Genomic DNA, 24,484 nt, shown 5'->3' on the forward strand with positions numbered 1-24,484 from the left:
CCGCCTTCATTGACGACCACGCCGGTATTGAAAATCCATTCGAACAGCGAATCATCGGTGGTATCGCTCAAATCGCTTTTGTTGTTGCCGTTGCAGTCGAGGCCCGGGAAGAACGTGACGTCGGGCAGCGTGCCGTCGCCGCCGTCGATATCGAGGATATCGAGGCCTTCCTTTTTGGTGCCGGCGGAATGCCCGGACAGGAAATTGTTTTCCGAACCGCTGATGGCCGGACAGCCACAGGCATTGTTCACGGTAACGCAGGTCGACTTCAATTGAGACGCCGGTGTACTTTTCAGATATTCGCCCACCTGACAGGTGGCCACGCTGCCGACACCGCCGGGGGCGGGGCAGGCTCCACCGGCACCGCTGCCGATGCCGACATCATTCGGCGACCAGATGGACGCCGGCACGCCGTAACCGCCGGCATTGGGATTGGCCACGATTTGGGCATTACCCAAGCCTTTGACGATGCCGGAGCCGATCACCGGCACTGAAGAAGATTGACTCGCATCGGTGTAGGATGCCCAGGTTTCCTTGATCACGGCGGTACTGCCCTCATTGGTCAGCGTGGCCTGGGAGATGAAGGTAATGGCCACGCGGTTGCCCTTGGCCGGATTTTGGGTACAGGCCGGGGTGGCCAGCGAGGAGTCGATGCGGCACAGAACTGCCTGCACATTCACCACGGATGGAAAGGCCGCAGTACCGCCGACATTGCCGACCGCGCCATAGGGCAGATAGGTTGTCGCCAGTGTTGCACCGGTGCCGTCGGTGGTGAAGAACCAGAGCTGGTTGCGGCGGGTGGCATTCGGTTCGGATCGGCACGGGTGCGGTCGGCCGCCGATGGTCGCGGTATTGCTGACGCCGTTGCAGCTGACCCAGCCGTTGCCGCCTGCGGTGGTATCCAGCCAACCGCCGACTGCATTGCTGATGATCAACGCACGGCTGGCTTTGACAAACTCGCCGGCCATGTTGATGCCGGTTTCCGCGGCCTGTTCGGCGATGCGTGCACGGTTTTCATTCAGCGCCGTGCGCTGTTCGAAGAAGCCGACACTGGTCGAAAACAGAACGACCACGCTGAGAATCAGCAGCAGCATCATGGTGATGGCCAGGGTCGATATACCGCGCTGGTGGCGGCGTCCGGTAAAGGCGTTCGAATTCATATCCATAATGTCCTCTTAGGTTCCGGTCGGCGCCAGGGCGCAGTTCGCGGAGGCTTCCAGGCAGTCGGCGCGCACTTTTACGCTGCTGGTGATGCCGCGGGTCACGGTGCCGTCTTCCGACTGGCGCAGCTGCCCCTGCAGGCCAACGCCGATCTGACGGATGGTCATCGGCGTCGAGGTTGCCGTTCCGGCCTGAACGATATAACCGCTGGTGTCCAAGGTGAAACTGGTGATGTTGATGACCCGCGGATCGGACAGCGCGCACCAGCCGGAGGCCGTATTGCAGGTGGCCGGATAATTGGTGTACGTGGGCGCACCGCCGGCGCAGGTCGGCGTGAGTCCCGATGCGCTTTCACCGATTTCAAGAACACCCACGGTCTGTCCCTCGACCGTGCGGAAGGCCAAACGCAGCGCGCGGATCTCCCCGCGGGCCCGTTCGATCGTGCCCGGCGTGCCGCCGGTGCGGTCATAGGCATAGATCACACACCCGTCATTGGCGGTACCGTCACCATCGGCATCGTTGCCGACGAAAATCCGGGCAAAGGGCGAAACCACCAAGGCATTCAGGGTGGACGCCGCGGTGTAGCGGTTCATGTTCTCGTCGTAACCGGCACGGCGCAGCTCGCGCGAAATGAAATCCATGGAATTGCGCAGTTCCTGGCTCAAGCGGGTGGACTGCACGTATTCCGAGTTGGCGGTCAGGCTGGACAGGGTGAACGCCAACACGGCCGACACCACGATCAGGCCGATGGCCAGGGAAATCATCAACTCGACCAGACTGAAGCCCTGCGATTGTCGTTTATGAGCGGCCATGGCTTCCTCAGTTGCAGCGTCGGTTGGTGTATTGCGGCATTTTGGCACTGGCCGCACTCGGTTCACAGGCCACGGCGCGGCCGAACAGATCGACGTTCACGCGCAGGCGGTAATCGGTACCCCCGGCCGGGCTGGCCAACTCCCAATACCCCGCACTGGTCGGCTCGGTCAGCCCGCCGCGCTTGGGATCGATGATGACCACCCCGTCATCGCCGATCAGGGTGTCCGGGTCGCCCATGTAGCGGATACGCTTCCATTCGGCCTGATCGACCGGATACCGGCCGACAGCGCAGAAATCCGAATCGGCAGCATTGGTTTCGAAACAATCGCATTGGCTGTCATCGGAGGGATCGGTGGTGACGGCGGCGCCCATGCAGTAATTGGCGTTATCGGTGCTCATCGATACTTTGACCAGGGCATTGCGCTTGAGCGATTCAAAGCGGGCGTTGGCCCAGAAGCTGATGATCTGGTCGGTTGCACCGCGCAGAGCGCTGCGCTGGCGGAATTCGTTGAATGACGGCAGCGCCGCCATGAGGATGATGGAAAGCACGCCGACGGTGACCATCAGTTCGATCAGGGTGAATCCCCGCATGGACGGTTTGTTCTCAGGCACGCGCATCTCCCCCTGCTTTTCGGCACAGCTTACTATGCCTTGGCATTTCCGGGATGGCAACGGACAACCCGATGAACGGCGGATTTTTCCGATGAACGCAGGCGGGTGCATTGCATTCAGCGCCGGAAATTGGCATCCTTAGCACTCCAACGGCGGGAGCAGCACATGCGCAGCAAAGGTTTCACCCTCATCGAGCTCTTGGTCACCTTGGCCATTGTCGGCATTCTGGCCATCATTGCCATTCCCAGCTTCACCGAGCAGGTCGCCAAAAGCCGGCGCGCCGAAGCCATGCGCGGACTGGGCGATCTGCAGCTGCGCCAGGAACGCTGGCGCGCAAGCAATGCCAGTTATGGCACTTACGCCAATCTTGGCAGCCCGACCGTGCCGAACTACACGCTGACCGTTACCGGCGTTTCGGCCACCGGCTATACGCTGACCGCAACCCGTGCCGGCGCGCAGAGCGGCGACCGCTGCGGCAATTTCGTGCTGACCGTGGCCGCCGGCGTGGCCACCAAATCGCTGTCGGGCGGCGGCAACACCAGCAACTGCAACTGGCCTTAACGCACCACTTTGTAGCAGGGGTGGTAGACCCCGGAGATTTTCATCCGGCGCTGTTCCACGAACGATTCCAGCAACTCGTCCATGGCCTGCATGATGTCGGCATCGCCGGATATGGCGAACGGTCCGCGCTCTTCGATGGCGTGCATGGCCGGTTCCTTGACATTGCCGGCGACGATCCCCGAGAACGCCCGGCGCAGGTTGGCCGCGAGCTCGTGCACCGGCTGGTCGCGGTGCAGCTTCAGGGCCGCCATCGCTTCATGAGTCGGCTGGAACGGTTTCTGGAAGTCCAGCGGCACATTGAGCGACCAATTGAAGAAGAACGAGTCCTTTTCCTTGATGCGTTGCTCGCGGACCAGATGGATGCCACGGCTCATCAGCTTGCCGACGCGCTCGGCATCATCGACCACAATGGTGTAATGCGCGGCGGCTAGCTCGCCGAGGGTGAGCTTGATGAAACGATCGATATGTTCGAAATAGGCGGCCGAGGCGCGCGGGCCGGTCAGCACCAGCGGCATGCGGATGCCGCTGTTATCGGGATGCAGCAGCAGGCCGAGCAGATACAGGATCTCTTCGGCGGTCCCTACCCCGCCCGGAAACGCGATGATGCCGTGTCCGAGCCGAACGAAGGCTTCCAGGCGCTTTTCGATGTCCGGCATGATGACCAGCTCGTTGACGATCGGATTCGGCGATTCGGCGGCGATGATTCCGGGCTCGGTGATGCCGATGTAGCGGTTATGGATGCGGCGTTGCTTGGCGTGCGCGATGGTTGCCCCTTTCATCGGCCCTTTCATTGCTCCCGGTCCGCAGCCGGTGCAGATGTCGAGTGCGCGCAGACCGAGCTCGTAGCCCACTTTCTTGGTGTACATGTACTCTTCGCGCCCGATGGAATGGCCACCCCAGCACACCACCAGGTTCGGGTCGGTATTCGGATGCAGCACCGAGGCATTGCGCAGGATCTCGAACACGGCGCTGGTGATGCCGGCATTGGTTTCCAGGTTGAATTTGCCGCTGGTCCGGATTTCGCTCGAGGTGTAGGCGATATCGCGTACCACGGTGAACAGCAGGTCGGCAACACCGCGTATCAGGTTGCCGTCGACGAAGGCCGTGGCCGGCGCGTTCTGCAGGTCGAGGCGGATGCCGCGGTCGAGCTGCAGCACTTCGATGTCGAAATCCGGATAGCGCACCTGCGCCGCACGCGGATCATCGGATTCGGTACCGGTGGTCAGCACCGCCAGTGCGCAGCGGCGCAGGGTCTCGTGCAGGCCGCCCTGGCTGATGTCACGCAGACGGGTGAGCTCCTCGCGCGAGAGCACGTCCATGCCGGATGGTGAATCGTTGTAGCGCCGGTGCGGCGGAAAGATCTGGGTGCTGATGGTCGGGCTTTCTTTGTTCATTGCGGTCATTGCTGGTGATTGGACTTCAGGATAAGGGTTTGCCGGGCATTAGGCAAAAAAAACCGGCCTTTCGGCCGGTTTTCAGGGGTATTGCTTGGATCAGAATTCGTACTTCAGGGTGACTTGCGCCGCCCACTGCGATTCGCCGGAGTTCTGGCGGGTGACGAAATCCTCGATGGTGCCGTTGATGCCGTAGATGTAGCGGCCGTTGGCATCCAGACCCATGTAGTCGACGAAGCTGCGCGACAGGCCACCGGCGGAGCTGAAGGCGATTTCGTCGATATGGCCCCAATCCTTGTTCAGCAGGTTGCCGAAGTTCAGGATGTCGAAAATCAGCGTGGCCTTGTTGCCTTTGAAGAAGCCCGGCAGTTCCTGGCTGATGCGTACGTCGAAGGTGTTGGTCCACGGCGCGAACGAGGAGTTGCGGGAAACCGCACCACCGGCGAATTGATCAAGACCCTGGGCTTCAACGATCGACCAGAAGGTGGCTTCGGCCTGCGCGGCACTGACGCCGGTCGGGCCTTTGAACACCACTTCGCCCGAACCCAATGCGGTCGGGATGTACATCAGGTCATTGGCGTTGCCGTCGCCGTTCAGATCGTTGTTGTAGATCCAGCTGTACGGCTTGCCTTTGCGGCCTTCATAGAAGACGCCGAAACGGGTGGCGTAATCGCCGAAGAAGTTGTGCTTCCAGTTCAGCGAACCGGTGAAGCGGTCCTTGACCAGATACGCCGAGTTGGCGGCCACTTCTTCATTGGCGTTGAATACCGACACCGAGTTCCAGTTCGAGTTGGACACCGACGAGGTCAGCGGGCTGACTTCGGTGGCGCTGGTGGTGGTGAAGCCCAGGCTCCAATCCATTTCTTCGAAGGCACGGCCGGAGAAGGCCACGGTGAAGGCACCGCCGCCGCCCTTGCCGGTACGCTCGGCCAACAGCACGTTGTTGAAGCTGCGGTTGCTCAGAGCGCGGGTACGCGATTGGCCCGACGGGGCGCCGCAGGCACCGCTGGTGCTGGTGACCAGCGAACCGGAAGAGTTGTAGCTGTAGCAGCTGGCGCTGAAACCGACCGGATGGTAGTACAGGTCACGGCCATCATTGCCCTGACGGGTGGCTTCACCCAGGTTCAAGTGCTTGTAGTAAATGCCGTCTTCCACGATGGTGCGGACATACTCCATGGACATGACCACACCGGCGCCGAGTTCTTTTTCAAAGGCCAGGTTGGCTTTCCAGACCGAGGGTTGCTGCAGATCGGCCGAGAGGAAATCGACGTTCGGGGCCGGCGGACTGCCGGCAATGCCCGGCTGGTTGGCCGGATCCGGATCGAAGAAACCATCGGTGCGCGGGCAGGCCGAAGAGCCGGTACCCGAGCAGCTGATGATGCCGGTGGTGATGCCGGTATTGGAATACGGATTGGACAGCCAGACGTTGGCGGCTGCGCCCTCGAACAGGCCGAAACCGCCACGGACCTGCATCGGTTTTTCGCTGTCGAAGGTGTAGTTGAAGCCGACGCGCGGCTGGAACAGGCTGTTGCCGTCCAGCGTGTTGGTGTTGTCATAACCGAAACCGCCGGTGGCGCGGGTGGTTGTGCCGGTACCCGGAGTGGTCTGGCCGGTCACGAAACCCGGCAACGTAGCAGCAGCGGCGGCGGCGTTGAATTCCGGGCTGACGCCCATGGATTTGCGATCAACGCGAACGCCGTAGGTCAGGGTCAGATTGGTATTGACCGCCCAGGTATCCTGCAGGAACAGGCCGAGGTTCTGGTAATCCCAATTGGCCACGCCGTCGTTCAGATCATAACCGTTGATGCCGACCTGGACCGCATAGCTGGCCGGACGTCCGCGGCGGAAGTTTTCCAGCATGGCGGCGGTGTACTGGTCGCGGGTCAGCGAGCTGCAGGTCACGGTGACCGGCAGGGTCGGATCGGTATAGCTCAGGGTACCCGAACTGTTGATGCAGTCGAAGGTGTAGTTGCCGCGGGTGTCCTGCAGGAAGGCGTTGTAGACTTTGTTGTCGTCGTAATCGAAACCGAACTTCAGCTCGTGATCGCCCATGAACCAGTTGGCGCCGCCGTAGTAGTTCCAGGTTTCAGTGGCCAGATCGTTGAAGTGGCGGCTGCGCTCGGTACCGGCCAGCAGGCCGGCGGAGGTGCCGGTCACGCCCGGAACGGCGCCCGAGAAGTTCAGACGGATCTGCGGCAGATTGGAGTTGTTGACCGGCTCACTGGCGTAATCGCGGTAGGACACCTTGAATTCGGTCGAGAAGTTCTCGCTCCAGTCGGAGAAGAACTGGCCGACCCAGGTTTCGATCGTTTTGGCTTGGGTATACCAATGCGAGTCCAGAGACATGGCCAAGCCGCCGCTGGTGAAGTTGCTCGGGTACAGCGGCTCGTCCTGTTCGGTCTTGCTCCAGCGCAGGCTGGCGCGGTGGTTGTCGCCGATGTTGGCATCCAGCTTGATCAGGGCATCCTTGACCTTCAGTTCGGCGGCCGGAGCATCGGCACTGCCGAGGTCGAAGCCCCACACGCTGGAGGCGATGTTCTGGGCGGCGGTGATGTCGGCATCGGTAATCGGCACGTTGAAACGGTCGCTGCCGGCCGGGCCGGCGGCCGGGCCGCCACGGGTGCTGGTCAGCTCTTCATAGGCCGCGAAGAAGAACAGGTTGTCCTTGATGATCGGACCGCCCAGGGTGAAGCCCTTGGTCTCTTCCTTGAAATCCGGCGGATTGGAATAGGTGTCGGTGCTGCGGCTGTAACGGTCGCCCGCCATGGAATCCGAACGGTACACGTAGGAAACCGAGCCGTGGAAATCGTTGGTACCGGACTTGGTCACGGCGTTGATGTTGGCGCCGGTGTAGCCCTTCTGGGTCACATCGTAGTTGGAGATGTTGATCTGTACCGATTCGATGGCGTCGATGGAGATCGGCTGCTTGGCGGTCGGCAGGTTGTTGGCTTCCAGACCAAAGGTGTCGTTGGTCGCGACCGAGTCGATGGTGATCGAATTGAAGCGGGAGTTCTGGCCGCCGACCGAGATTTCACCACGCTCCTTGTCGGTCTGCGACAGGCGCGGATCGAGACGGGCGTAATCCTGCAGGTTGCGCTGGATCGAGGCGAAGGACTTCAGCTGTTCGGGGCTGATGTTGGTGCCGGCACCCATGTTGGTGGCGCTGAACACTTCCGAGCCGGCGGCAACACCGGTGACGGTCACCGAGTCGAGAACTTTCTGGCCCAGGGAGGCATCCAGCGATTTGGTTTCGGCCAGCTGCAGATAGACGTTGTCGCGGGTTTCGGTCACGCCGTCCTTGGTGATGGTGACGGTGTACGGACCGCCGACGCGCAGACCGCGCGAGGAGTAACGGCCTTCGGCATCCGTCACGGCCGAGCTCACGGATCCGGATTGGTTGTGCTTGATCGACACGGTGGCGCCGGCGACCGGCTTGCCATCGGTGCTGGTAATGCGGCCGCCGATGGCGGACGACGTATTCTGCGCCATGACCGGTGCGGTCAGGGCGACCGCAAGAGCCATGGAAAGCTGCGAAATCCGGATGCGTTTGCTTGAATTCATGATGAGTTGACCTGTTGTGAGGTTGAGGAGCCGAAGTGTGGCCGCCTGAAAAAGGTGAAGCCCTGCTGAACTACGGCGGAATTTTACCACCGAATGTTAATTTTATGTATGTTTCATGACAGAAATGTGACTCAGGCCGGGCTGTTCAGGTAGGCCTGAATGCCGTCCATCAGCATCTGCACCGAAATAGCCACCAGCAGCATGCCCATCAGGCGCTCGAGAGCCACCAGAACCCGGGTTCCGAGGATTTTGTAGAGGTAAGTGGCTGAAAACAGGATGACCGCGGTGCCCAGCCAGGCAATGGCGAGCGCCAAGGTCCAATCCCCCATCCGGCTCGGGTCCTGGCTGCCGAACAGCATGACCGCCGCCATGCCGGAGGGACCGGCCACCAGCGGGATGGCCATGGGCACGATGAAGGGTTCACCGACCTCGCCGTCGCCGAACATGCCTTCAGGGCTCGGGAAGATCATTTTCAGGCCGATCAGGAACAGGATGATTCCGCCGGCAATGGACACCGACTCCTGACGCAGGTGCATGGCCTCCAGAACATACTTGCCGCCCCAGAGAAATCCGAGCAGGACGAAAAAGGCAATCAGCAATTCACGGATCAGTACAATGCGTTGCCGGTGTTTGGGCAAGGGCTTGAGCAGGCTCAGAAAAACCGGGATGTTGCCCAACGGATCCATGATCAGGAACAACAACAGGGCGGCGGATACCATTTCCATCGATCAGCTCCAGTCCGGCCGGAGAATACGGCCGCGGTGGGAAATCCCTTCGGAAGACAGCAGATAGACGCAGGCCGGCGCATAGACGCCGGGCTCGGGACAGGCGGTGGCGGCCTCTTCGACATAGGCCCGTGCCCGGATGCTGGTGCGCATCGGGCCGGGCTGCAAGGCGCTCACGCGGACCGGACCGTCATCGGTTTCATCGTGGAGGATGTCCACCAGCCCTTCCAGGCCGGCCTTGGCGACGCCGTAGGCGCCCCAGTAGGCTTTATTGACCCGCTCCCGGTTCTCGGTCACGAAAACGACGGCGGCATCCTCGGCGCGGCGCAGCGCCGGCAGGCAGGCTTGCGTCAACAGCCACGGTGCGGTCAGATTGACGTGGATCTGGGTCACGAACTCTTCCGGATCAGTGGTTTCCAGCGGACGCAGGCCGGAAAAATCGGCGGCGCAGTGCAGAATGCCGTTCAAGCCTCCGAGTTCGGCGCAGATTTTGTCGGCCATGGCCTCGTAATCGGCCGGATCGGCACCGCGCATGTCGAGCGGATACAGCGCCGGCTCCGGACCGAGCTTGCCGATGGCATCATAGACCCGGTTGAGTTTGGGGATTTTTTTTCCCAGCAGCACCACCGTGGCGCCGGCAACGGCAGCGGCCTTGGCCGCCGCTTCACCGAGGCCGCCGTAGGCGCCGGTAACCAGAATGACCCGGCCGACCAGACTGTTCGGCGCGGGCACCGGCAATGCCATCATGCGGCTTTCTGGGCCTCGGCCACCATGGTGGCCAAATCACCGCTTTCGTAGAGTTCCATGGTGATGTCGCAGCCGCCGACCAGCTCGCCGTTGATGAACAATTGCGGGAAGGTCGGCCAGTCGGAATAACGCGGCAGGTTGGCGCGGATTTCCGGCTCTTCCAGCACATTCACGGTGTGCATCTGGGCGCCGACGGCTTTCAGCGCCTGCACGGTGCGCGAGGAGAAACCGCACATCGGGAACTGCGGCGTGCCTTTCATGAACAGCACGATCGGCGCGCTGGTGATTTCGGCTTTGATACGGTCGTTGATCGGACTATTCGGCATTTGACGCTCCAGACGGATTGGGGAAACACATCACATTCACTTCCAAGGTAGAATTATAAAGCTTATTCCCCCATTACGCCCGCCGGAGACTGCCCCCATGGCCATTGAATTGCCCACCCTGCCCTACGACCGCACCGCACTGGAACCGCATATTTCGGCGGAAACCATTGATTACCATTATTCCAAGCACCACCAGACCTACGTCACCAATCTGAACAACCTGATTGCCGGCACCGAATTCGAAGCCGCCGACCTCGAAACCATCGTGCGCAAATCGCAGGGCGGCCTGTTCAACAACGCCGCGCAGGTCTGGAACCACACCTTCTACTGGAACTGCCTGAAGCCCAACGGCGGCGGCGCCCCGAGCGGCAAACTGGCCGAAGCCATCGACGCCGCGTTCGGCAGCTTCGATGCGTTCAAAGCCGAATTCACCAAGACCGCCATCGGCACCTTCGGGTCCGGCTGGGCATGGCTGGTGCAGCGCGCCGACGGCAGCCTGGCCCTGGTCAGCACCTCCAATGCCGCAACCCCGCTGACCGGCACGGATAAACCGCTGCTGACCTGCGATGTCTGGGAACACGCCTATTACGTGGACTACCGCAACGCCCGCCCGAAATACGTGGAAGCGTTCTGGAATCTGGTCAACTGGGATTTCGTATCGGCCCAGATGGCCTGATCCGGCACCTGTCACGCAACGAAAAACGCGCCTTCGGGCGCGTTTTTCGTTGGTGCATGCAACGGCTGTGTCAACGTAGCCGGGGCAGAACCTGACTCACTTGCTGTTGTCGGTCGAGCGCTTCGCCGACACGGGCCAAGGCGTCCGCCAAGGCCGCGGCACTGTCTTCCCGCAATGTGGCATGGCCGACCTTGCGTCCGGCACGCGCTGATTTGCCGTAATCGTGCCAATGGCCGCCGGATTCCTGCAACACCGGTCCGGCCTCCGGCATGGCACCGATCCAGTTCAACATGCAGCTGACACCGACCGAACGGGTGCTGCCGAGCGGCAGGCCGAGTACGGCGCGCAGATGGTTCTGGAACTGAGAGGTTTCCGCGCCTTCGATGGTCCAATGTCCGGAGTTGTGCACGCGCGGTGCCATTTCATTGGCCATCAGGCGGCCATCGCACAGGAACAGTTCGAGTGCGAACACGCCCACATAATCCAGGGCTTCGGCTACTTTCCGGGCGCAGGTAATGGCCTCGGCTTCGAATGCGGCGGCCTCGGTGGCCGGCGCCAGGCTGGCCGAAAGCACGCCCTGCTCATGCCAGTTTTCGGTGAGCGCCCAATGCCGGAATTCACCGTCACGTCCGCGCACGGCAACCACCGAAATCTCGCGCTGGAACGGCACGAAGGCTTCCAGGATCAGGCCGACGGTCAGGGTCTGGGCGCCGAGCGCTGTCCATGCCGCGGCGATATCGGCTTCGGCCTTGATACGGAACTGGCCCTTGCCGTCATAACCGAGGCGGCGGGTTTTGAGAATGCAGGGCATGCCGATTTCGGCGATGGCGCTCTGCAGGTCTTCGAAGCAGGTGATGTCGCGGAACTCGGGAACGCCGATGCCGAGTTCGCGGAACAGATTCTTCTCCGCGAGCCGGTCCTGCGACACCGCCAGGGCGTTCGGATTGGGGAACACCGCGACTTTGCCGCTCAGCCAATGCGCGCTTTCGGCCGGTACATTTTCGAAATCGAAGGTGGCCACATCGATTTTTCCGGCGAATTCCGCCAGGATGTCTTCGTCGCGGTAATCGCCGACCAGCATCGGTGCGAACTGGCCGGCGCAGGCGTCGGCGACATTATCGAGCAGCAGAAAGCGCAGACCGAGCGGCGCGCCGGAAATGGCCATCATCCGGGCCAGTTGCCCGCCGCCGAGAATACCGACCGTGGTCATCGGCGCGGATCGTCGGCCGCCATCACCGCTTCGGTCTGCTCGCGGCGGAACGCAGCCAAATGTGCGGCGATTCCGGGAAATTCATGGGCCAGCATGGCGGCGGCGAAGAGGCCGGCATTGGCGGCGCCGGCGTTGCCGATGGCGAAGGTCGCGACCGGAATGCCGGCCGGCATCTGCGCAATCGAAAGCAGCGAGTCCATGCCGCTCAGGGCTTTGCTCTGCACCGGCACGCCCAAGACGGGAACGGCGGTTTTGGCGGCCAACATGCCCGGCAGATGGGCGGCACCGCCGGCACCGGCGATGATGACCCGCAAACCGCGCGCGGCGGCCTGTTCGGCGTAATCAAAAAGGACATCGGGGGTGCGGTGCGCGGACACCACCCGCACTTCATGGGGAATGCCGAAGCTTTCGAGATGCTTGACCGCATGCTGCATGGTTTCCCAATCGCTGCGGGAGCCCATGACGACGCCGACCAGTACCGGATTTGAATCAGCCATAGCGCTAACCCCGTTTAAAGGCGTATTCTATGCGGATATCGGTAAAAACTCCACGGTCATGGACAAAAAACTGCTCGACATCCTGTGCTGTCCCGCCAGCAAACAATCCCTGTCGTTGCTGTCGTCAAATCAGCTCGACGCCTTCAATACCGCGATCAACGCCGGCAACGCCGTGCAGCTCGACGGCCAGCCGGTCACCAAGCCGTTGAAGGAAGCGCTGATGACCCGCGACGGCAAGCTGCTGTACCGCATCGATGACGGCATTCCGGTGCTGCTGGCGGAGGAAGCCGTCGCCGTCGCATCCATCGACGGCCTCGTGGTCTGAACATGGCCGTGGCTGGCGCGCCGGACCCTGCAACGGTTGCCGCCGATGCCGCGCGCAGTCTGGCCGAGGACATCCAGACCGGCGATGTCACCGCGGCCTTATTGGAAAACGATCAGGAATCCGGCTATGTCATCGCCAAGGAAGCGGCCGTTATCTGCGGTCGGCCGTGGTTCGATGCCTGCTTCCGTCAACTCGACCCCGAAATCGCGATGGAGTGGCTGGTCGATGAAGGACAGGCCGTGACTGCCGGCACTGTGGTGGTCCGCTTCCGCGGCAAAGCACGCGCCCTGGTCGGTGCCGAGCGCAGCGCGCTGAACTTCCTGCAGACCCTGTCCGCCACCGCCAGCCAGACCGCCGCCTTTGCCCAGGCCCTCGCCGGCAGCCGGACCCGCGTGCTGGATACGCGCAAAACCCTGCCGGGACTGCGTCTTGCCCAGAAATACGCCGTGCGCATCGGCGGCGGCATGAACCACCGCATGGGGCTGTTTGATGCCGTGATGCTGAAGGAAAACCACATCATCGCCGAAGGTTCGATTACCGCCGCGGTCAAAAAAGCGCGCAGCCTGTATCCGGACATTCCGGTCATCGTCGAAGTCGAGAATCTGACCGAACTGCGTGAAGCGCTCGCCACCGACTGCACACGGGTTCTCATCGATGATTTCAGCGATGACGACATGTTCGCGGCGGTCCGCATCGCCGATGGCCGCAAACCGCTGGAAGTATCGGGAAGCGTCAGCATGGAGCGCCTGGCGGTCATCCGCGAATCCGGCGTGGATTTCATTTCGGTCGGCGCCATCACCAAAAACATCCGCGCTATCGATTTTTCGATGCGCTTGGGCAATCCGCCATGACCGCGATTGTCCTGATGCTGCTGGCCTTCCCGGCCGTGCTGTTCTGGTCCTCCGGACGCGCAGCGGCTGAACAGGCCGGTCATTTCGGACGGCAGCTGTGCATGCGTGCCGGCGTGCAGTGGCTGGATCAAAGCGTGCACCAGGTCAAACTCGGCATCCAGCGCAATGACGCGGGCCGGTTATGCTGGAAACGGATTTACCAATACGAATACTCGCATGACGGCCACGACCGCTATGCCGCCACCATTACCTTGGTCGGTGGCCGCGCCGTGTCGTGGGTCGAGCCGGTGGCGAAATCGCCGGATCCGTTTACTTGACGATCCGCAGGTGGCCGCCCTTACCCGGGGCCGGCGGTTTCGGCGGATCCTCAGGGCCGAGGTCGATGGCGCCGCTGTCCGAATCGGGCTCATAGGCTTCCAATCCCTCCTCTTCGGCGGCCGCTTCATCGGCCGGCAGCATCATGCCCTGCCCGGTTTCCTGGGCATAGATCGCCAGAACGGAGGCCACCGGCACATACAGGAACTGGCTGACGCCACCGAACCGGGCCTTGAAGCTCAGCGCTTCGTTGCCCAGCTCAAGCGACTCGACCGCGCGCATGGCGATGTTCAGCACGACCTTGCCGTCCTTGACGGTCGAGGGCGGCACCATGACATCCGGCTGGGTGGCATCGACCAGAATGTAAGGCGTGAGATTGTTGTCGTTGATCCACTCGTACAGCGCCCGCAGCAGATACGGGCGGTTCGAGGTCATGGCCGGGGAAGCGGACATCAGCTGAAGGCGAGCTCGCGCAGGCCCTTCTCTTCCGGGGTCATGCTGCGCATGAACGCCGGATTGCGGAAAATCCGCAAGCCGTAATCTTCCACGCATTTGGCGTCTTTCGGCAGCTGGATGCCGAGCGCCGGCAACCGCCAGATGATGGGCGTGATGGCGCAGTCGACCAGACTCATTTCGTTGCCGAAGAAGAATTTATTGCTTTTGAAAAACGGCAGGGACTCGAGGATCAGCTCCTTGAGGCGCTTGCGGGCGGCCTCCACATTCTTGCCGCCGGCCATGATCGCCTGCACCTGCGGCACCCAATCCTGCTCGACCTGGCGCACCGCGATACGGTGCATGGCTCGGAAAATCGGCTCGGCCGGCATCAGCGCCGGATGCGGATAGCGCTCGTCGAGATACTCGGCGATGACATTGGAGATGTAGATGGCATTGTCGCGCTCGACCAGGGTCGGTACCGAATGGTAGTGCGGTGCCAGCATCAGCAGGTCTTCCGGCGGATTGGCGGTGTCGACCGAAATCAGGTCGTAGGTGATGCCTTTGGCAGCCATGACCATCCGGACTTTGTGGCAGACCACGCAGTTCTTGGCCGAATACAGGGTTAAGGTATTGCGCGAACGTGGGGTTGTGGCCATTCCTTGTACCTATCGATGTAAGAAGTTGAGCGGCTTTTTTTGTGATTTATGCCACTTTCCTTAACATGGCGAATTTCGCCGCTTTTTGCAAGCCTTTCATGAAAAAAGGCCGCAATGCGGCCTTTTTTCCCAGCAAAATCCGTGGATTAGTGGACGTCGGTCCAGTATTCCTGTTTCAGGAAATAGGCCAGCAGAGTGAACAGGGCCAGGAACAGCACGGCCCAGACGCCGATCGACTCGCGCTTGCTGGCCGAGGGTTCGCCGACATAAGCCAGGAACGCGGTCAGATCACGGGCGACCTGGTCGTATTCTTCCGGGCTTAGACTGCCTTTCTTGTGTTCCGGAATGCTGTAGCCGGTGATGCATTGGCCGAAGGCTTCGCCTTTCGGGCAATGACCGCCTTCATGCTTGGGTTCGGTCAGCACATGCTGGCTGCCCTGCAGTTCCCACAGCACATGCGGCATGGACGCGCCCGGGAACACGGCATTGTTCCAGCCCATCGGGCGGGACTCGTCGACATAGAAGTTCTTCAGGTAGTTGTAGACCCAGTCGGCGCCTTCGGCTTTGCGGCGGGCGATCAGGCTCAGGTCCGGCGGGGCTTTGCCAAACCAGGCGGTTGCCTGCTTCGGATCCAGTCCGGTGTTCATGGACTCGCCGAATTTGGCATCGGTGAACATGAGGTTGTTGGTCACTTCTTCTTCGGTCAGGCCCAGATCCTCGGCCATGCGCGAGTAACGCATGTAACCGAGCGAATGGCAGGCCGAGCAGTAGCTCATGTACAGGGCGGCGCCGCGCTGCAGCGAGCCTTTGTTGCCCAGGTCGACCTGGGCCGACTCCATTTCGATGCCGGCACCGGCGGCCGAGACGTTGCCGGCGGCAAATGCCGCAGCGGCGATCAGGGCACGGAAAATAATGGCGGTCTTAGTCATGATCGGGCACCCGGGCTGGGACTTCTTTGGTCTGGCCCATGGCCGACCAAATTGGCATGGTTAAAAAGAATCCGAAATAGAACACGGTCAGGATGCGTGCGGTCCAGGTCTGCGCCGGGCTGCCGGCCTGCATGCCGAGGTAAGCCAGCACCACGAAGGCGATGGCGAACAGGGCAATCAGCACCTTGTGCAGGGTCGGACGGTAGCGGATGGACTTGACCTTGCAGCGGTCGAACCACGGCAGGCCGAACAGGATCAGTACCGCGCCGCCCATGGTCATCACACCGAACAACTTATCGGGAACGGCACGCAGCATCGCGTAGAAGGGGGTGAAGTACCAGACCGGCTTGATGTGCGCCGGGGTCACCATCGGGTCGGCCGGAATGAAGTTGTCATATTCCAGGAACAGACCGCCGAAGGTCGGCGTGAAGAACAGGATGAAGGCGGCGATGGTCAGGAAGAAGCCGACGCCGAACAGGTCTTTGACCGTGTAGTACGGGTGGAACGGAATGCCGTCTTTCGGCTTGCCGTTTTCGTCCTTCACTTTCTTGATATCGACGCCTTCCGGGTTGTTCGAACCGACTTCGTGCAGGGCACCGAGGTGCAGCACGACCAGCAGCAGGATCACCAGCGGCAGCGCGATCACGTGCAGGGCGAAGAAGCGGTTCAGGGTCGCATCGGAAACGAGGTAGTCACCGCGGATCCATTCGGTCAGCTCCGGTCCGATGACCGGCACCGCACCGAACAGGTTGATGATCACCTGGGCGCCCCAGTACGACATCTGGCCCCAGGGCAGCACGTAACCGAGGAAGGCTTCCGCCATCAGGGTCAGGAAGATCAGCATGCCGAGAATCCAGACCAGTTCGCGCGGCTTCTGGTACGAGCCGTAGATCAGGCCGCGGAACATATGCAGATACACGACCACGAAGAACAGCGAAGCGCCGGTCGAGTGCATGTAGCGGATCAGCCAGCCGCCCTCGACATCGCGCATGATGTATTCGACCGAGGCGAAGGCTTCGGCCGCGCTCGGCTTGAAGTTCATGGTCAGGAAGATGCCGGTGACGATCTGGTTGACCAGCACCAGCATGGCCAGCGAGCCGAAGTAGTACCAAAGATTGAAGTTCTTCGGCGCGTAGTATTCGGACATGTGTTTCTTGTAGGCCGGCATCAGGCCCGGCGTGCGCTCATTGAACCAGGCGGTGACGCTGGAGACGGTACGCTCGATGACGCTCATCAGACGGCTCCTTGGGGGGCGACGCCGATCACGATGGTGCTGTCATCGGTGTAATGGTAGGGCGGGATTTCCAGATTGGACGGCGCCGGAACGCCCTGGAAAACGCGGCCGGCCAGGTCGAAGCGGGACTGGTGGCAGGGGCAGTAGAAGCCGCCTTTCCATTCCGGATCGAACGGCTGCGGCAGCATTTCCGGCACATAGCTCGGCGAACAGCCCAGATGGGTGCAGATGCCGACGATGACCGCGATGTTTTCCTTGCCCTTGATGGTACGGGCCTCGTTCTTGGCGAAAGCCGGGGTCTGGTCGACATTGTCCGATTTCGGATCGCGCAGGTTGCCGTCGAGGGTCTTCAGGGCCGCCAGCTGCTCGGGGGTGCGTTTGAACACCCAAACCGGCTTGCCGCGCCATTGCTGGATGATGCGCATGCCCGGCTCGTTATCGATCTTGCTGATGTTGACCGTGACCGGGGCGCCGGCGGTCTTGGCGCGGGCCGAGGGCTTGAAGGAAGTGACGAACGGTACGGCGGCGAAGCCGGCACCGATGGCACCGACCACTGCCGTGGTGGTGGTCAGGAAACGGCGACGGCCGGTATTGACTTCGTGGTTAGCCATTCGGCTCTCCAAATCAGTGAAATGAAAGGAACTGGCCCGGACTGCTCCGGACTTATCGGCATATTGTAATAGATTAAGCCCCTGTTCAACAACGCCTGAACGGCTCAGCCGGAATTGAGGGCTTTCCGGTAACGATCGGCCAGTTGCCCGACCCGGGCCACGTAATTCCGGGTTTCTTTGTAGGGCGGTACGCCCTTGTAGCGGTCGACGGCACCCTCGCCGGCATTGTAGGCGGCCGCGGCCAGGGTCAGGTCGTTTTGGTAGCGTTTGAGCAGGAAGGCCAGATACTGCACACCGCCTTCGATGTTCTGTGCCGGATCGAAGGCATCACGGACCCCGAATCGACGGGCCGTGGCCGGAATCAGCTGCATCAGCCCCTGCGCGTTCTTGGGCGACACCACATGCGGACGGTAGGCCGATTCGGCGTGGATGATGGCGCGCACGATGGCCTCTTCGACCCCATAGCGCTTGCTGGCGGCGCGGATTTCGGCGGCATAGGCCTGGGTATTGAGCCGGACATTGCCGAAATTGACCGTGGAACCGGCGGTACAGGCATAACAGGCCGCGATCGAGAAAATCGGATATTCGGTGCGCTTGACCTGGACATTGGCCACCCCTTTGGGACGGGTGCTGGCGAAATGCTTGACGCCATCGGCGTCCACCCAGACGTAGGAGGTGGAATAGCCCATGCGCAGGAATTTGGCCTCGCCGGCGGACTTGGCCGCGACCGACTGCGCGCCGGCCTCCCCGGTGGCCGGCTGGGGTGCCGTGAACGAGGTCTTCTCGTGGTTGTAACTGACCGTCTTGCAGGTGGCGCCGGGGATTTTCTTCTGCACGAATTGCGGAACGCCATCCGGGCCCTCGCAACGGTAAATCTCGCCGGCCCACACGGCCGGCGAGAAGACCAGAAGCAGCACGATGGTGCGGACCGGCAAAATGATGGCACTTCCCCTGAAACAATGCGGTAACCCTAGGGAATTTAACACAGCGCGCATCAAAGATTGAACCGGACCTCGACCAGCGCCTCGCCGCCAACCGGTTGCCCCTGCACCCGGCGCGGATTGATTTTCCATTTCCTGACGCCGGCCAAGGCGGCACGGTCCAGCGTTTTGTCACGGCTGCCTTGGTAAATCCGCGTTGCGGTCACGGTACCGGCGGCATCGTAACTGGCCAGTACGATTACCATGCCGGTAATGCCGCCGCGCAGCGCTGCCGGCGGATAGGCAATCGGATATTGGGCACGGGTACTCGCATCGACCTCACCGCCCGCCATATTGCCGATGTTCTCGCCCTGTTCCGGCGCCTGTTCAGGCACATACACATCACCGGGCAGCGCCTGGTCGGTGGTGGCCACCACGTTGTCGGCCTTTGGCACCGGCGCAACCGACGGACGTGCCGGCGCGGCAGTCACCGGCGCCAAGGGCTTCGGCGGCACCGGCAGCAGGGGAATCGGCTTGGGCTTTTCCGGCTCGGTGAACATGATTTCAGTGACGGTCTGATTCACCGGTACACGCTCGGGCATGGCTACCGGCGCCAATAGCAGGCCAAAGGCAAGAATATGGACGGTCAGCGTGGTGCTGATGGCGATGATGCGTGCCGGACTCAGGTTTTCCCAGACAGTTGCGGATGGACGGATGCTTGATTCCATGACTCCTCCTGACGCGGGTGGGCTCAATTCATCCTAGAGCGCCCGTCATCGGAAAAGCCAGTGCACCGAAACATTCGGTTTATCGTTGATTCACCCGCCGAAGGCCTGCCGTGGCCAGTGTTTGTAACGCCCGGCGATGCCCATCGGCGGTTTGCCGATATCGATGCCGATGCCGCGCAGATCGGATTTGAGTTCGTCGCGCAGCAGGTGGTAATCCACCTGCGTGGCATGGCGCGAACCGCCGTCGAAACGGTAATGCGGATGATCCATTTCGTGCTGGATACGCGCGGCCAGATCGGACGGCCGCCGGTAACGGCCGGTGATCTCGGCACAGGCCAGCATGGCCTGATAATCGGCCAGCGGCCAGATGCAGCCGGTGGGCTGGAACAGGCCGATGAAATACAGGTTGGCGATGCCCTCGGGAATCATCTTGCGGTACAGCGGCACTTTTCCGGCATGCTGGAAATCGATCAGCTCCGGCGCGAAAAACGGGAACTTGATCCAGAACCCGGTACAGGCGCAGACGCGGTCGAAGCGCCGGCGGCTGCCGTCGGTGAACTCGACGGTATCGCCGTCGAAGCGGCGGATGCCCGGCACCGGCGTGATCCGGCCATGCCGGATGAAATCGAGCAGGTCGGAGTTCATCGTGGGATGATGGCTGAGCACGGGTTTTGTGTTGACCGGCAGGCCGTAGTTTTCATAGCTGCCCTGGGTGATGCGCAGCATCTGCGTCATCAGCCACTGTTTGACGCGGCGCGGCAGGAAATTGAGGCCGGCGCCGGTCACATCCGAGGGTTTGCCGAGCATGAACTTGGGCACGAACCACTGTGGACTGCGCATCGACAGACACACCTGCCCGGCCAGCCGTGCCGATTCCACGGCGATATCACAGGCCGAATTGCCCGCGCCGATGACCAATACCGCTTGCCCGCGCCAGCTGTCATCGATGCCCTTGAAGTCATGCGAATGCATGTAGATGCCGGTGAACTGCCCGGGGTATTCCGGAAACTTCGGGGCCCAATGATGGCCGTTGGCGACCATCAGCGCATCGAAGTCGGCGGTCTGCGGCGCGCCGTCGGCATCGGTAAACGCAATCCGCCAGGCGCCGCCCGGCTGCGGCTCGGCCGAGGTCACCGTATGGCCGAAACGGATGGCGGGCATCACCCCGAAATGGATGGCGTAACTTTCGAAATAGGCCTGGATCTGGTCGTGCCTGGGATAATCCGGGTAATGCGGCGGCATCGGGAAATCTTCGAATTCGGACAGCGCCTTCGAGCTGATGATGTGGGTGTTTTCGTAAACGCTGGAATGGCCGGTCGCGGCGTTGAATACCCAGTTGCCGCCGACTTTGTCGTTCTTTTCGAACACGGTGACTTCAAGACCGGCCTGGACGGCATTCTTGGCCGCGGCCAGACCGCTGGGGCCCGCCCCGATGACACAAACGCGTTTACCCTGCATGCCACGAGCTCCAGCCGCTGTCGAGACGCCCATTATGCCCAAAACAGCGGCCGCTTCGGCCCAGTCTTGTTACAATGGGCGCCCCTCCCGACCGGAATAAGCGCCATGACCGGGAAATCCCCCGCCAAGAAGCTGTACATCAAGACCCACGGCTGCCAGATGAACGAGTACGACTCGGACAAGATGGCGGACGTGCTCAATGCCGGCCACGGCCTGGAACTGACCCAGGACGAAACCGAGGCCGATGTCATCCTGATCAACACCTGCTCCATCCGTGAGAAGGCCCAGGAAAAAGTATTCTCCCAGCTCGGCCGCTGGCGGGAGCTGAAAGCCCGCAACCCCGATCTGGTGATCGGCGTCGGTGGCTGCGTCGCTTCGCAGGAAGGCGAAGCCATTCTCAAGCGTGCGCCTTACGTGGATCTGGTATTCGGTCCGCAGACCCTGCACCGCCTGCCGGAAATGATCGATGCCAAACGCGGCAGCGGCAAAGCGCAGGTCGACATCAGCTTCCCGGAAATCGAGAAATTCGACCACCTGCCCAAACCGCGGGCAGAAGGCCCGACCGCCTTCGTATCGATCATGGAAGGCTGCTCGAAATACTGCAGCTTCTGCGTGGTGCCGTACACGCGCGGCGAAGAAGTTTCGCGCCCGTTCGACGATGTGCTGCTGGAGGTGATGCAGTTGGCCAATCAGGGCGTGCGCGAGGTCAACCTGCTCGGCCAGAACGTCAATGCCTACCGGGGCGCGCTGGAAGGCAGCGATGAGACCGCCGATCTGGCCCTGCTGATCCGCGCCATTGCGCAGATCGAGGCCATCGGACGGATCCGCTACACGACATCGCATCCGCTCGAGTTCTCGGATGCGCTGATCGAGGCGCACCGCGATGTCGACAAGTTGGCGGCCTACCTGCACCTGCCGGTGCAGTCGGGTTCCGACCGCATTCTGGGCGCGATGAAGCGCAATCACACCGCGCTGGAATACAAAGCCAAAATCCGGAAGCTGAAAGCCGCCAAACCCGGAATCGCCATCAGCTCCGATTTCATCGTCGGTTTTCCCGGCGAGACCGAGCGCGATTTCGAGGCCACGATGAAATTGATTGCCGATGTCGGTTTCGACCAGAGTTTTTCCTTCATCTACTCGAAGCGGCCGGGTACGCCGGCGGCGAATCTGCCGGACGAAGTCCCAGAACCGGTCAAGAGCGAACGCCTGCGCCGCCTGCAAGAGGCCATCAACAAGAACGCCTACGCCATTTCCGAGGCCATGGTCGGCACCGTGCAGCGGGTCCTGGTGGAACGTCCGAGTACGCGCAATGCCGCTGAACTGACCGGGCGCACGGAAAACATGCGTTACGTCAATTTCGAAGGGCACCCGCGTCTGATCGGCCAGTTCGTCGACATCCGAATCACCGAAGTCCGCGTCAATACCCTGCGCGGCGCGGTGCTGACGGCATGACCCGTGGGCCGGTGCAATGCGATATCGGGGTCAGTTACGGCCTCTCCCGCAAAAGCGTGCCGGCACCGGCCAGCTTCAAACGCTGGGCCGAAGCGGCCTGTCAGGGCCGCATCAAGCGCGCCGATATCGCCATCCGCGTCGTTGATGCCCCGGAAGGCCGACGCTTGAACCAGCATTACCGCGGCAAGGATTACGCCACCAATGTGCTCAGCTTCCCGGCAGAACTGCCCGAGGGCGTGCGGCTGCCCCTGCTCGGCGATCTGGTGATCTGCGCGCCGGTGGTGGCCAAAGAAGCAGCGGACCAGGGAAAATCGTTAAGTGCCCATTACGCCCACCTGACGGTGCACGGCGTCCTTCATCTGTTGGGACTGGATCACGAAAACCCGCGTGAGGCCGAGGCCATGGAAGCGATCGAGCGCGGCATTCTGGCGGAGCTGGGCTTCGCTGATCCTTATTTGGTCGACTGAAGCCCAAGAATCAATCATCCCCGCAACGGGGATGTGTCTCACCGTCCAGTTCAATCGGACAATAAAGGTCGTGCAGGATTTCGATGATGCGATGAGCCGGACCTTCGGGAACCTCATAAAACACGGTCTGTGACTGCCTGCGGGTACTGACCAGGCCTTTGTCCCGCAGCACGGCCAGATGCTGGGATAGCGCCGACTGGCTAAGCGGTATGCGTGCATTGATCTGCGACACGCTGCGTTCGCCCTCGATGAGCAGACAAAGAATACGCAAGCGTTGCGGATTGGCCAATGCCTTCAGGAGATCGACAGCAGCCTCAGCCTCCCGCGCCATGGCTTGGGTGTCGATATCCGTATTCGAGGTTTTAGAGGGTCTAGTCACGAACCCATTATAAAAGGGCTTGACTAAATTAGCAATATCTAATTAATATAGTCAAATACCAAGAAACGGGCCCCGCCCGAGGAGAAAGCCATGACACGCATCGTCGTAATGGGTGCCGGTATCGCCGGCATGAGCGCCGCCTATGAACTCCGCAATAAACTCGGCAGCAAAGCCGAAATCCGCGTATTCGGCGATGGCCCGCGCTTCAGCTTCACCCCCTCGAACCCGTGGCTGGCCGTGGGCTGGCGCGATGCCGAACAGATCACCCTGGATGCCGGCGAGCATCTGGTCAAAAAGAACATCCACTTTGTGCCCGAGCGCATCACCGAAATCGATCCGGTAGCCAAGACCGTGCGCACCGGCCTCGCCGAGCCCACTCCCTACGACTATCTGCTGATCTGCACCGGGCCGCGTCTGGCGTTTGAAGAAGTGCCCGGTACCGGTCCGCACGATGGACATACCCACTCGGTGTGCACCACCCCGCACGCCACCGAAGCCTGGGCGCATTATCAGGAGTTCCTGAAAAACCCGGGGCCGATCGTGGTCGGCGCGGTTCAGGGCGCCAGCTGCTTCGGGCCGGCTTATGAGTTCATCATGATTCTCGATGCCGATCTGCGTAAACGCAAACTGCGCGACAAGGTGCCGATGACTTTCGTGTCCAGCGAGCCCTACATCGGGCACATGGGCCTGGGCGGCGTCGGCGATTCGAAAGGCCTGATGGAAAGCGAAATGCGCCAGCGCCATATCAAATGGATCGTCAACGCCAAAGTGACTGGTGTCGAGCCCGGCATGATGCGTGTCAGCGAATGCGACGACAGCGGTGCCGAAAAGAAAACCCACGATGTGCCATTCGCATTCAGCATGATGCTGCCCGCGTTCAAGGGCGTGGATGCCGTGGCCGCCGTGGAAGGACTGTGCAACCCGCGCGGCTTCGTATTGACTGACAAGCACATGCGTTCGGTGAAGTACCCGGAAATCTTCTCGGCCGGCGTCTGCGTGGCGATTCCGCCGGTGGAAGCCACCCCGGTCGCCACCGGCGCGCCGAAAACCGGCTTCATGATTGAATCCATGGTGACCACCATCGTGGAGAACATCGACGCCGAAATCGCCGGAAAACCGGCCGAATTCGAAGGCACCTGGAATGCTGTATGTCTGGCCGACATGGGTGACACCGGCGCCGCGTTCGTGGCCCTGCCGCAGATTCCGCCACGCAATGTGACCTGGACCAAAATCGGAAAATGGGTGCATTACGCCAAAATTGCTTTCGAAAAATACTTCCTGTACAAAATGCGCAACGGTACCTCCGAGCCGGTGTATGAAAAACACATCATGAGTCTGCTTGGCATCGAGCGTCTCAAATAATTCAGCCAATCCACTACCCCAAGGAGTCTTTTATGAATCTCGACCGCGCCGTTATGGCTTTTGCCGGTGTCATGGTACT

At 61.4% G+C, this 24,484-nt stretch carries 26 protein-coding genes and 1 pseudogene; 8 read left to right on the top strand and 19 right to left on the bottom strand.

All coding sequences use genetic code 11. The annotated features are described in order from the left end of the window. From Q0W88_RS05705 to Q0W88_RS05715, 3 genes are all read right to left on the bottom strand, one after another. Positions 1–1,166, bottom strand: a 1,166-nt coding sequence (locus Q0W88_RS05705) for a PilX N-terminal domain-containing pilus assembly protein (protein ID WP_297800990.1), incomplete at its 3' end; no start/stop codon positions are given. A 9-nt stretch (positions 1,167–1,175) separates the two neighbouring features. Continuing rightward, positions 1,176–1,973, bottom strand: a complete 798-nt coding sequence (locus Q0W88_RS05710) for a prepilin-type N-terminal cleavage/methylation domain-containing protein (RefSeq protein ID WP_297800993.1) — start codon at positions 1,971–1,973, stop codon at positions 1,176–1,178. A 7-nt stretch (positions 1,974–1,980) separates the two neighbouring features. Beyond that, positions 1,981–2,586 carry a prepilin-type N-terminal cleavage/methylation domain-containing protein gene (locus Q0W88_RS05715; protein ID WP_297800995.1) on the bottom strand — a complete coding sequence of 202 codons (606 nt, stop codon included), beginning with the start codon at positions 2,584–2,586 and terminating at the stop codon, positions 1,981–1,983. A gap of 165 nt (positions 2,587–2,751) precedes the next feature. Here Q0W88_RS05715 and Q0W88_RS05720 point away from each other — a divergent pair, with 165 nt between their 5' ends. Next, positions 2,752–3,147, top strand: coding sequence for a type IV pilin protein (locus Q0W88_RS05720; RefSeq protein WP_297800997.1), 396 nt, complete (start codon positions 2,752–2,754; stop codon positions 3,145–3,147). Here the strand turns inward: Q0W88_RS05720 and ppnN are convergent. The 5 genes and pseudogenes from ppnN to grxD form a co-directional block, all read right to left on the bottom strand. After that, positions 3,144–4,469 (bottom strand): annotated as a pseudogene (gene ppnN, locus Q0W88_RS05725) (nucleotide 5'-monophosphate nucleosidase PpnN); the annotation flags it as partial. The gene Q0W88_RS05720 and the pseudogene ppnN overlap by 4 nt on opposite strands. A gap of 171 nt (positions 4,470–4,640) precedes the next feature. After that, the gene (locus tag Q0W88_RS05730) at positions 4,641–8,102 is read right to left on the bottom strand and encodes a TonB-dependent receptor (RefSeq protein WP_297800998.1); all 3,462 of its coding nucleotides are present in this window, start codon (positions 8,100–8,102) and stop codon (positions 4,641–4,643) included. 131 nt (positions 8,103–8,233) lie between these two features. Continuing rightward, on the bottom strand, positions 8,234–8,827 hold the full coding sequence (locus tag Q0W88_RS05735) for a YhgN family NAAT transporter (protein WP_297801000.1): 594 nt from the start codon (positions 8,825–8,827) through the stop codon (positions 8,234–8,236). 3 nt (positions 8,828–8,830) lie between these two features. Next, the gene (locus Q0W88_RS05740; protein ID WP_297801002.1) at positions 8,831–9,574 is read right to left on the bottom strand and encodes an SDR family NAD(P)-dependent oxidoreductase; all 744 of its coding nucleotides are present in this window, start codon (positions 9,572–9,574) and stop codon (positions 8,831–8,833) included. Then, positions 9,571–9,900 carry a Grx4 family monothiol glutaredoxin gene (grxD, locus tag Q0W88_RS05745; RefSeq protein WP_297801004.1) on the bottom strand — a complete coding sequence of 110 codons (330 nt, stop codon included), beginning with the start codon at positions 9,898–9,900 and terminating at the stop codon, positions 9,571–9,573. The genes Q0W88_RS05740 and grxD overlap by 4 nt, the downstream gene beginning before the upstream one ends. A gap of 97 nt (positions 9,901–9,997) precedes the next feature. On the opposite strand from grxD, the gene Q0W88_RS05750 reads away from it, so the two are divergent. After that, positions 9,998–10,576, top strand: a complete 579-nt coding sequence (locus Q0W88_RS05750) for a Fe-Mn family superoxide dismutase (protein WP_297801006.1) — start codon at positions 9,998–10,000, stop codon at positions 10,574–10,576. Between the two features lie 70 nt (positions 10,577–10,646). Here Q0W88_RS05750 and Q0W88_RS05755 read toward each other — a convergent pair whose 3' ends face one another. Together Q0W88_RS05755 and purE are read right to left on the bottom strand one after the other, a co-directional pair. Further along, complete coding sequence (locus Q0W88_RS05755) at positions 10,647–11,786, bottom strand: 5-(carboxyamino)imidazole ribonucleotide synthase (protein WP_297801008.1); 1,140 nt, start codon at positions 11,784–11,786, stop codon at positions 10,647–10,649. Continuing rightward, entirely contained in the window at positions 11,783–12,283 is a 501-nt protein-coding gene (gene purE / locus Q0W88_RS05760) for a 5-(carboxyamino)imidazole ribonucleotide mutase (protein ID WP_297801010.1), read from the bottom strand. Before purE ends, Q0W88_RS05755 begins: the two co-directional genes overlap by 4 nt. 58 nt (positions 12,284–12,341) lie before the next feature. Here purE and Q0W88_RS05765 point away from each other — a divergent pair, with 58 nt between their 5' ends. The 3 genes from Q0W88_RS05765 to Q0W88_RS05775 are packed head-to-tail and all read left to right on the top strand — an operon-like array spanning position 12,342 to position 13,776. Beyond that, a complete protein-coding gene (locus Q0W88_RS05765) occupies positions 12,342–12,608 on the top strand; it encodes a Trm112 family protein (RefSeq protein WP_297801012.1) in 267 nt (88 codons plus the stop codon). A gap of 2 nt (positions 12,609–12,610) precedes the next feature. Continuing rightward, positions 12,611–13,459 carry a carboxylating nicotinate-nucleotide diphosphorylase gene (nadC, locus tag Q0W88_RS05770; RefSeq protein WP_297801014.1) on the top strand — a complete coding sequence of 283 codons (849 nt, stop codon included), beginning with the start codon at positions 12,611–12,613 and terminating at the stop codon, positions 13,457–13,459. Further along, positions 13,456–13,776 carry a DUF3301 domain-containing protein gene (locus Q0W88_RS05775; RefSeq protein ID WP_297801016.1) on the top strand — a complete coding sequence of 107 codons (321 nt, stop codon included), beginning with the start codon at positions 13,456–13,458 and terminating at the stop codon, positions 13,774–13,776. Before nadC ends, Q0W88_RS05775 begins: the two co-directional genes overlap by 4 nt. Here the strand turns inward: Q0W88_RS05775 and Q0W88_RS05780 are convergent. The 8 genes from Q0W88_RS05780 to Q0W88_RS05815 form a co-directional block, all read right to left on the bottom strand. After that, positions 13,769–14,227: a ClpXP protease specificity-enhancing factor gene (locus Q0W88_RS05780; RefSeq protein ID WP_297801018.1), complete on the bottom strand. Its 459-nt coding sequence runs from the start codon at positions 14,225–14,227 to the stop codon at positions 13,769–13,771. The genes Q0W88_RS05775 and Q0W88_RS05780 overlap by 8 nt on opposite strands. Beyond that, the gene (locus Q0W88_RS05785) at positions 14,227–14,865 is read right to left on the bottom strand and encodes a glutathione S-transferase N-terminal domain-containing protein (protein WP_297801019.1); all 639 of its coding nucleotides are present in this window, start codon (positions 14,863–14,865) and stop codon (positions 14,227–14,229) included. The genes Q0W88_RS05780 and Q0W88_RS05785 overlap by 1 nt, the downstream gene beginning before the upstream one ends. 146 nt (positions 14,866–15,011) lie before the next feature. After that, positions 15,012–15,794 (bottom strand): cytochrome c1, encoded by a 783-nt coding sequence (locus tag Q0W88_RS05790; RefSeq protein WP_297801021.1) that lies wholly within the window; start codon positions 15,792–15,794, stop codon positions 15,012–15,014. Continuing rightward, the gene (locus Q0W88_RS05795) at positions 15,787–17,031 is read right to left on the bottom strand and encodes a cytochrome bc complex cytochrome b subunit (RefSeq protein ID WP_297801041.1); all 1,245 of its coding nucleotides are present in this window, start codon (positions 17,029–17,031) and stop codon (positions 15,787–15,789) included. The genes Q0W88_RS05790 and Q0W88_RS05795 overlap by 8 nt, the downstream gene beginning before the upstream one ends. Then, entirely contained in the window at positions 17,028–17,639 is a 612-nt protein-coding gene (gene petA / locus Q0W88_RS05800) for a ubiquinol-cytochrome c reductase iron-sulfur subunit (RefSeq protein WP_297801023.1), read from the bottom strand. Before petA ends, Q0W88_RS05795 begins: the two co-directional genes overlap by 4 nt. 104 nt (positions 17,640–17,743) lie before the next feature. Beyond that, the gene (locus tag Q0W88_RS05805; protein WP_297801025.1) at positions 17,744–18,574 is read right to left on the bottom strand and encodes a lytic transglycosylase domain-containing protein; all 831 of its coding nucleotides are present in this window, start codon (positions 18,572–18,574) and stop codon (positions 17,744–17,746) included. Between the two features lie 59 nt (positions 18,575–18,633). Next, positions 18,634–19,287 (bottom strand): energy transducer TonB, encoded by a 654-nt coding sequence (locus tag Q0W88_RS05810; protein ID WP_297801027.1) that lies wholly within the window; start codon positions 19,285–19,287, stop codon positions 18,634–18,636. A 90-nt stretch (positions 19,288–19,377) separates the two neighbouring features. Beyond that, on the bottom strand, positions 19,378–20,745 hold the full coding sequence (locus tag Q0W88_RS05815; protein ID WP_297801028.1) for an FAD-dependent oxidoreductase: 1,368 nt from the start codon (positions 20,743–20,745) through the stop codon (positions 19,378–19,380). 105 nt (positions 20,746–20,850) lie between these two features. Here Q0W88_RS05815 and miaB point away from each other — a divergent pair, with 105 nt between their 5' ends. Further along, positions 20,851–22,197, top strand: a complete 1,347-nt coding sequence (miaB, locus tag Q0W88_RS05820; protein ID WP_297801030.1) for a tRNA (N6-isopentenyl adenosine(37)-C2)-methylthiotransferase MiaB — start codon at positions 20,851–20,853, stop codon at positions 22,195–22,197. Continuing rightward, entirely contained in the window at positions 22,194–22,664 is a 471-nt protein-coding gene (gene ybeY, locus Q0W88_RS05825; protein ID WP_297801032.1) for an rRNA maturation RNase YbeY, read from the top strand. The genes miaB and ybeY overlap by 4 nt, the downstream gene beginning before the upstream one ends. 10 nt (positions 22,665–22,674) lie before the next feature. On the opposite strand, the gene Q0W88_RS05830 is transcribed toward ybeY, so the two are convergent. Further along, the gene (locus tag Q0W88_RS05830) at positions 22,675–22,995 is read right to left on the bottom strand and encodes a metalloregulator ArsR/SmtB family transcription factor (protein ID WP_297801034.1); all 321 of its coding nucleotides are present in this window, start codon (positions 22,993–22,995) and stop codon (positions 22,675–22,677) included. A gap of 138 nt (positions 22,996–23,133) precedes the next feature. Between Q0W88_RS05830 and Q0W88_RS05835 the strand changes: the two genes are divergently transcribed. Then, positions 23,134–24,405 (top strand): FAD/NAD(P)-binding oxidoreductase, encoded by a 1,272-nt coding sequence (locus tag Q0W88_RS05835; protein ID WP_297801037.1) that lies wholly within the window; start codon positions 23,134–23,136, stop codon positions 24,403–24,405. Positions 24,406–24,484: the final 79 nt, after the last annotated feature.

It is taken from the genome of Arenimonas sp. GDDSR-1, assembly GCF_025980345.1.
Taxonomy (GTDB): Bacteria; Pseudomonadota; Gammaproteobacteria; order Xanthomonadales; family Xanthomonadaceae; genus Arenimonas.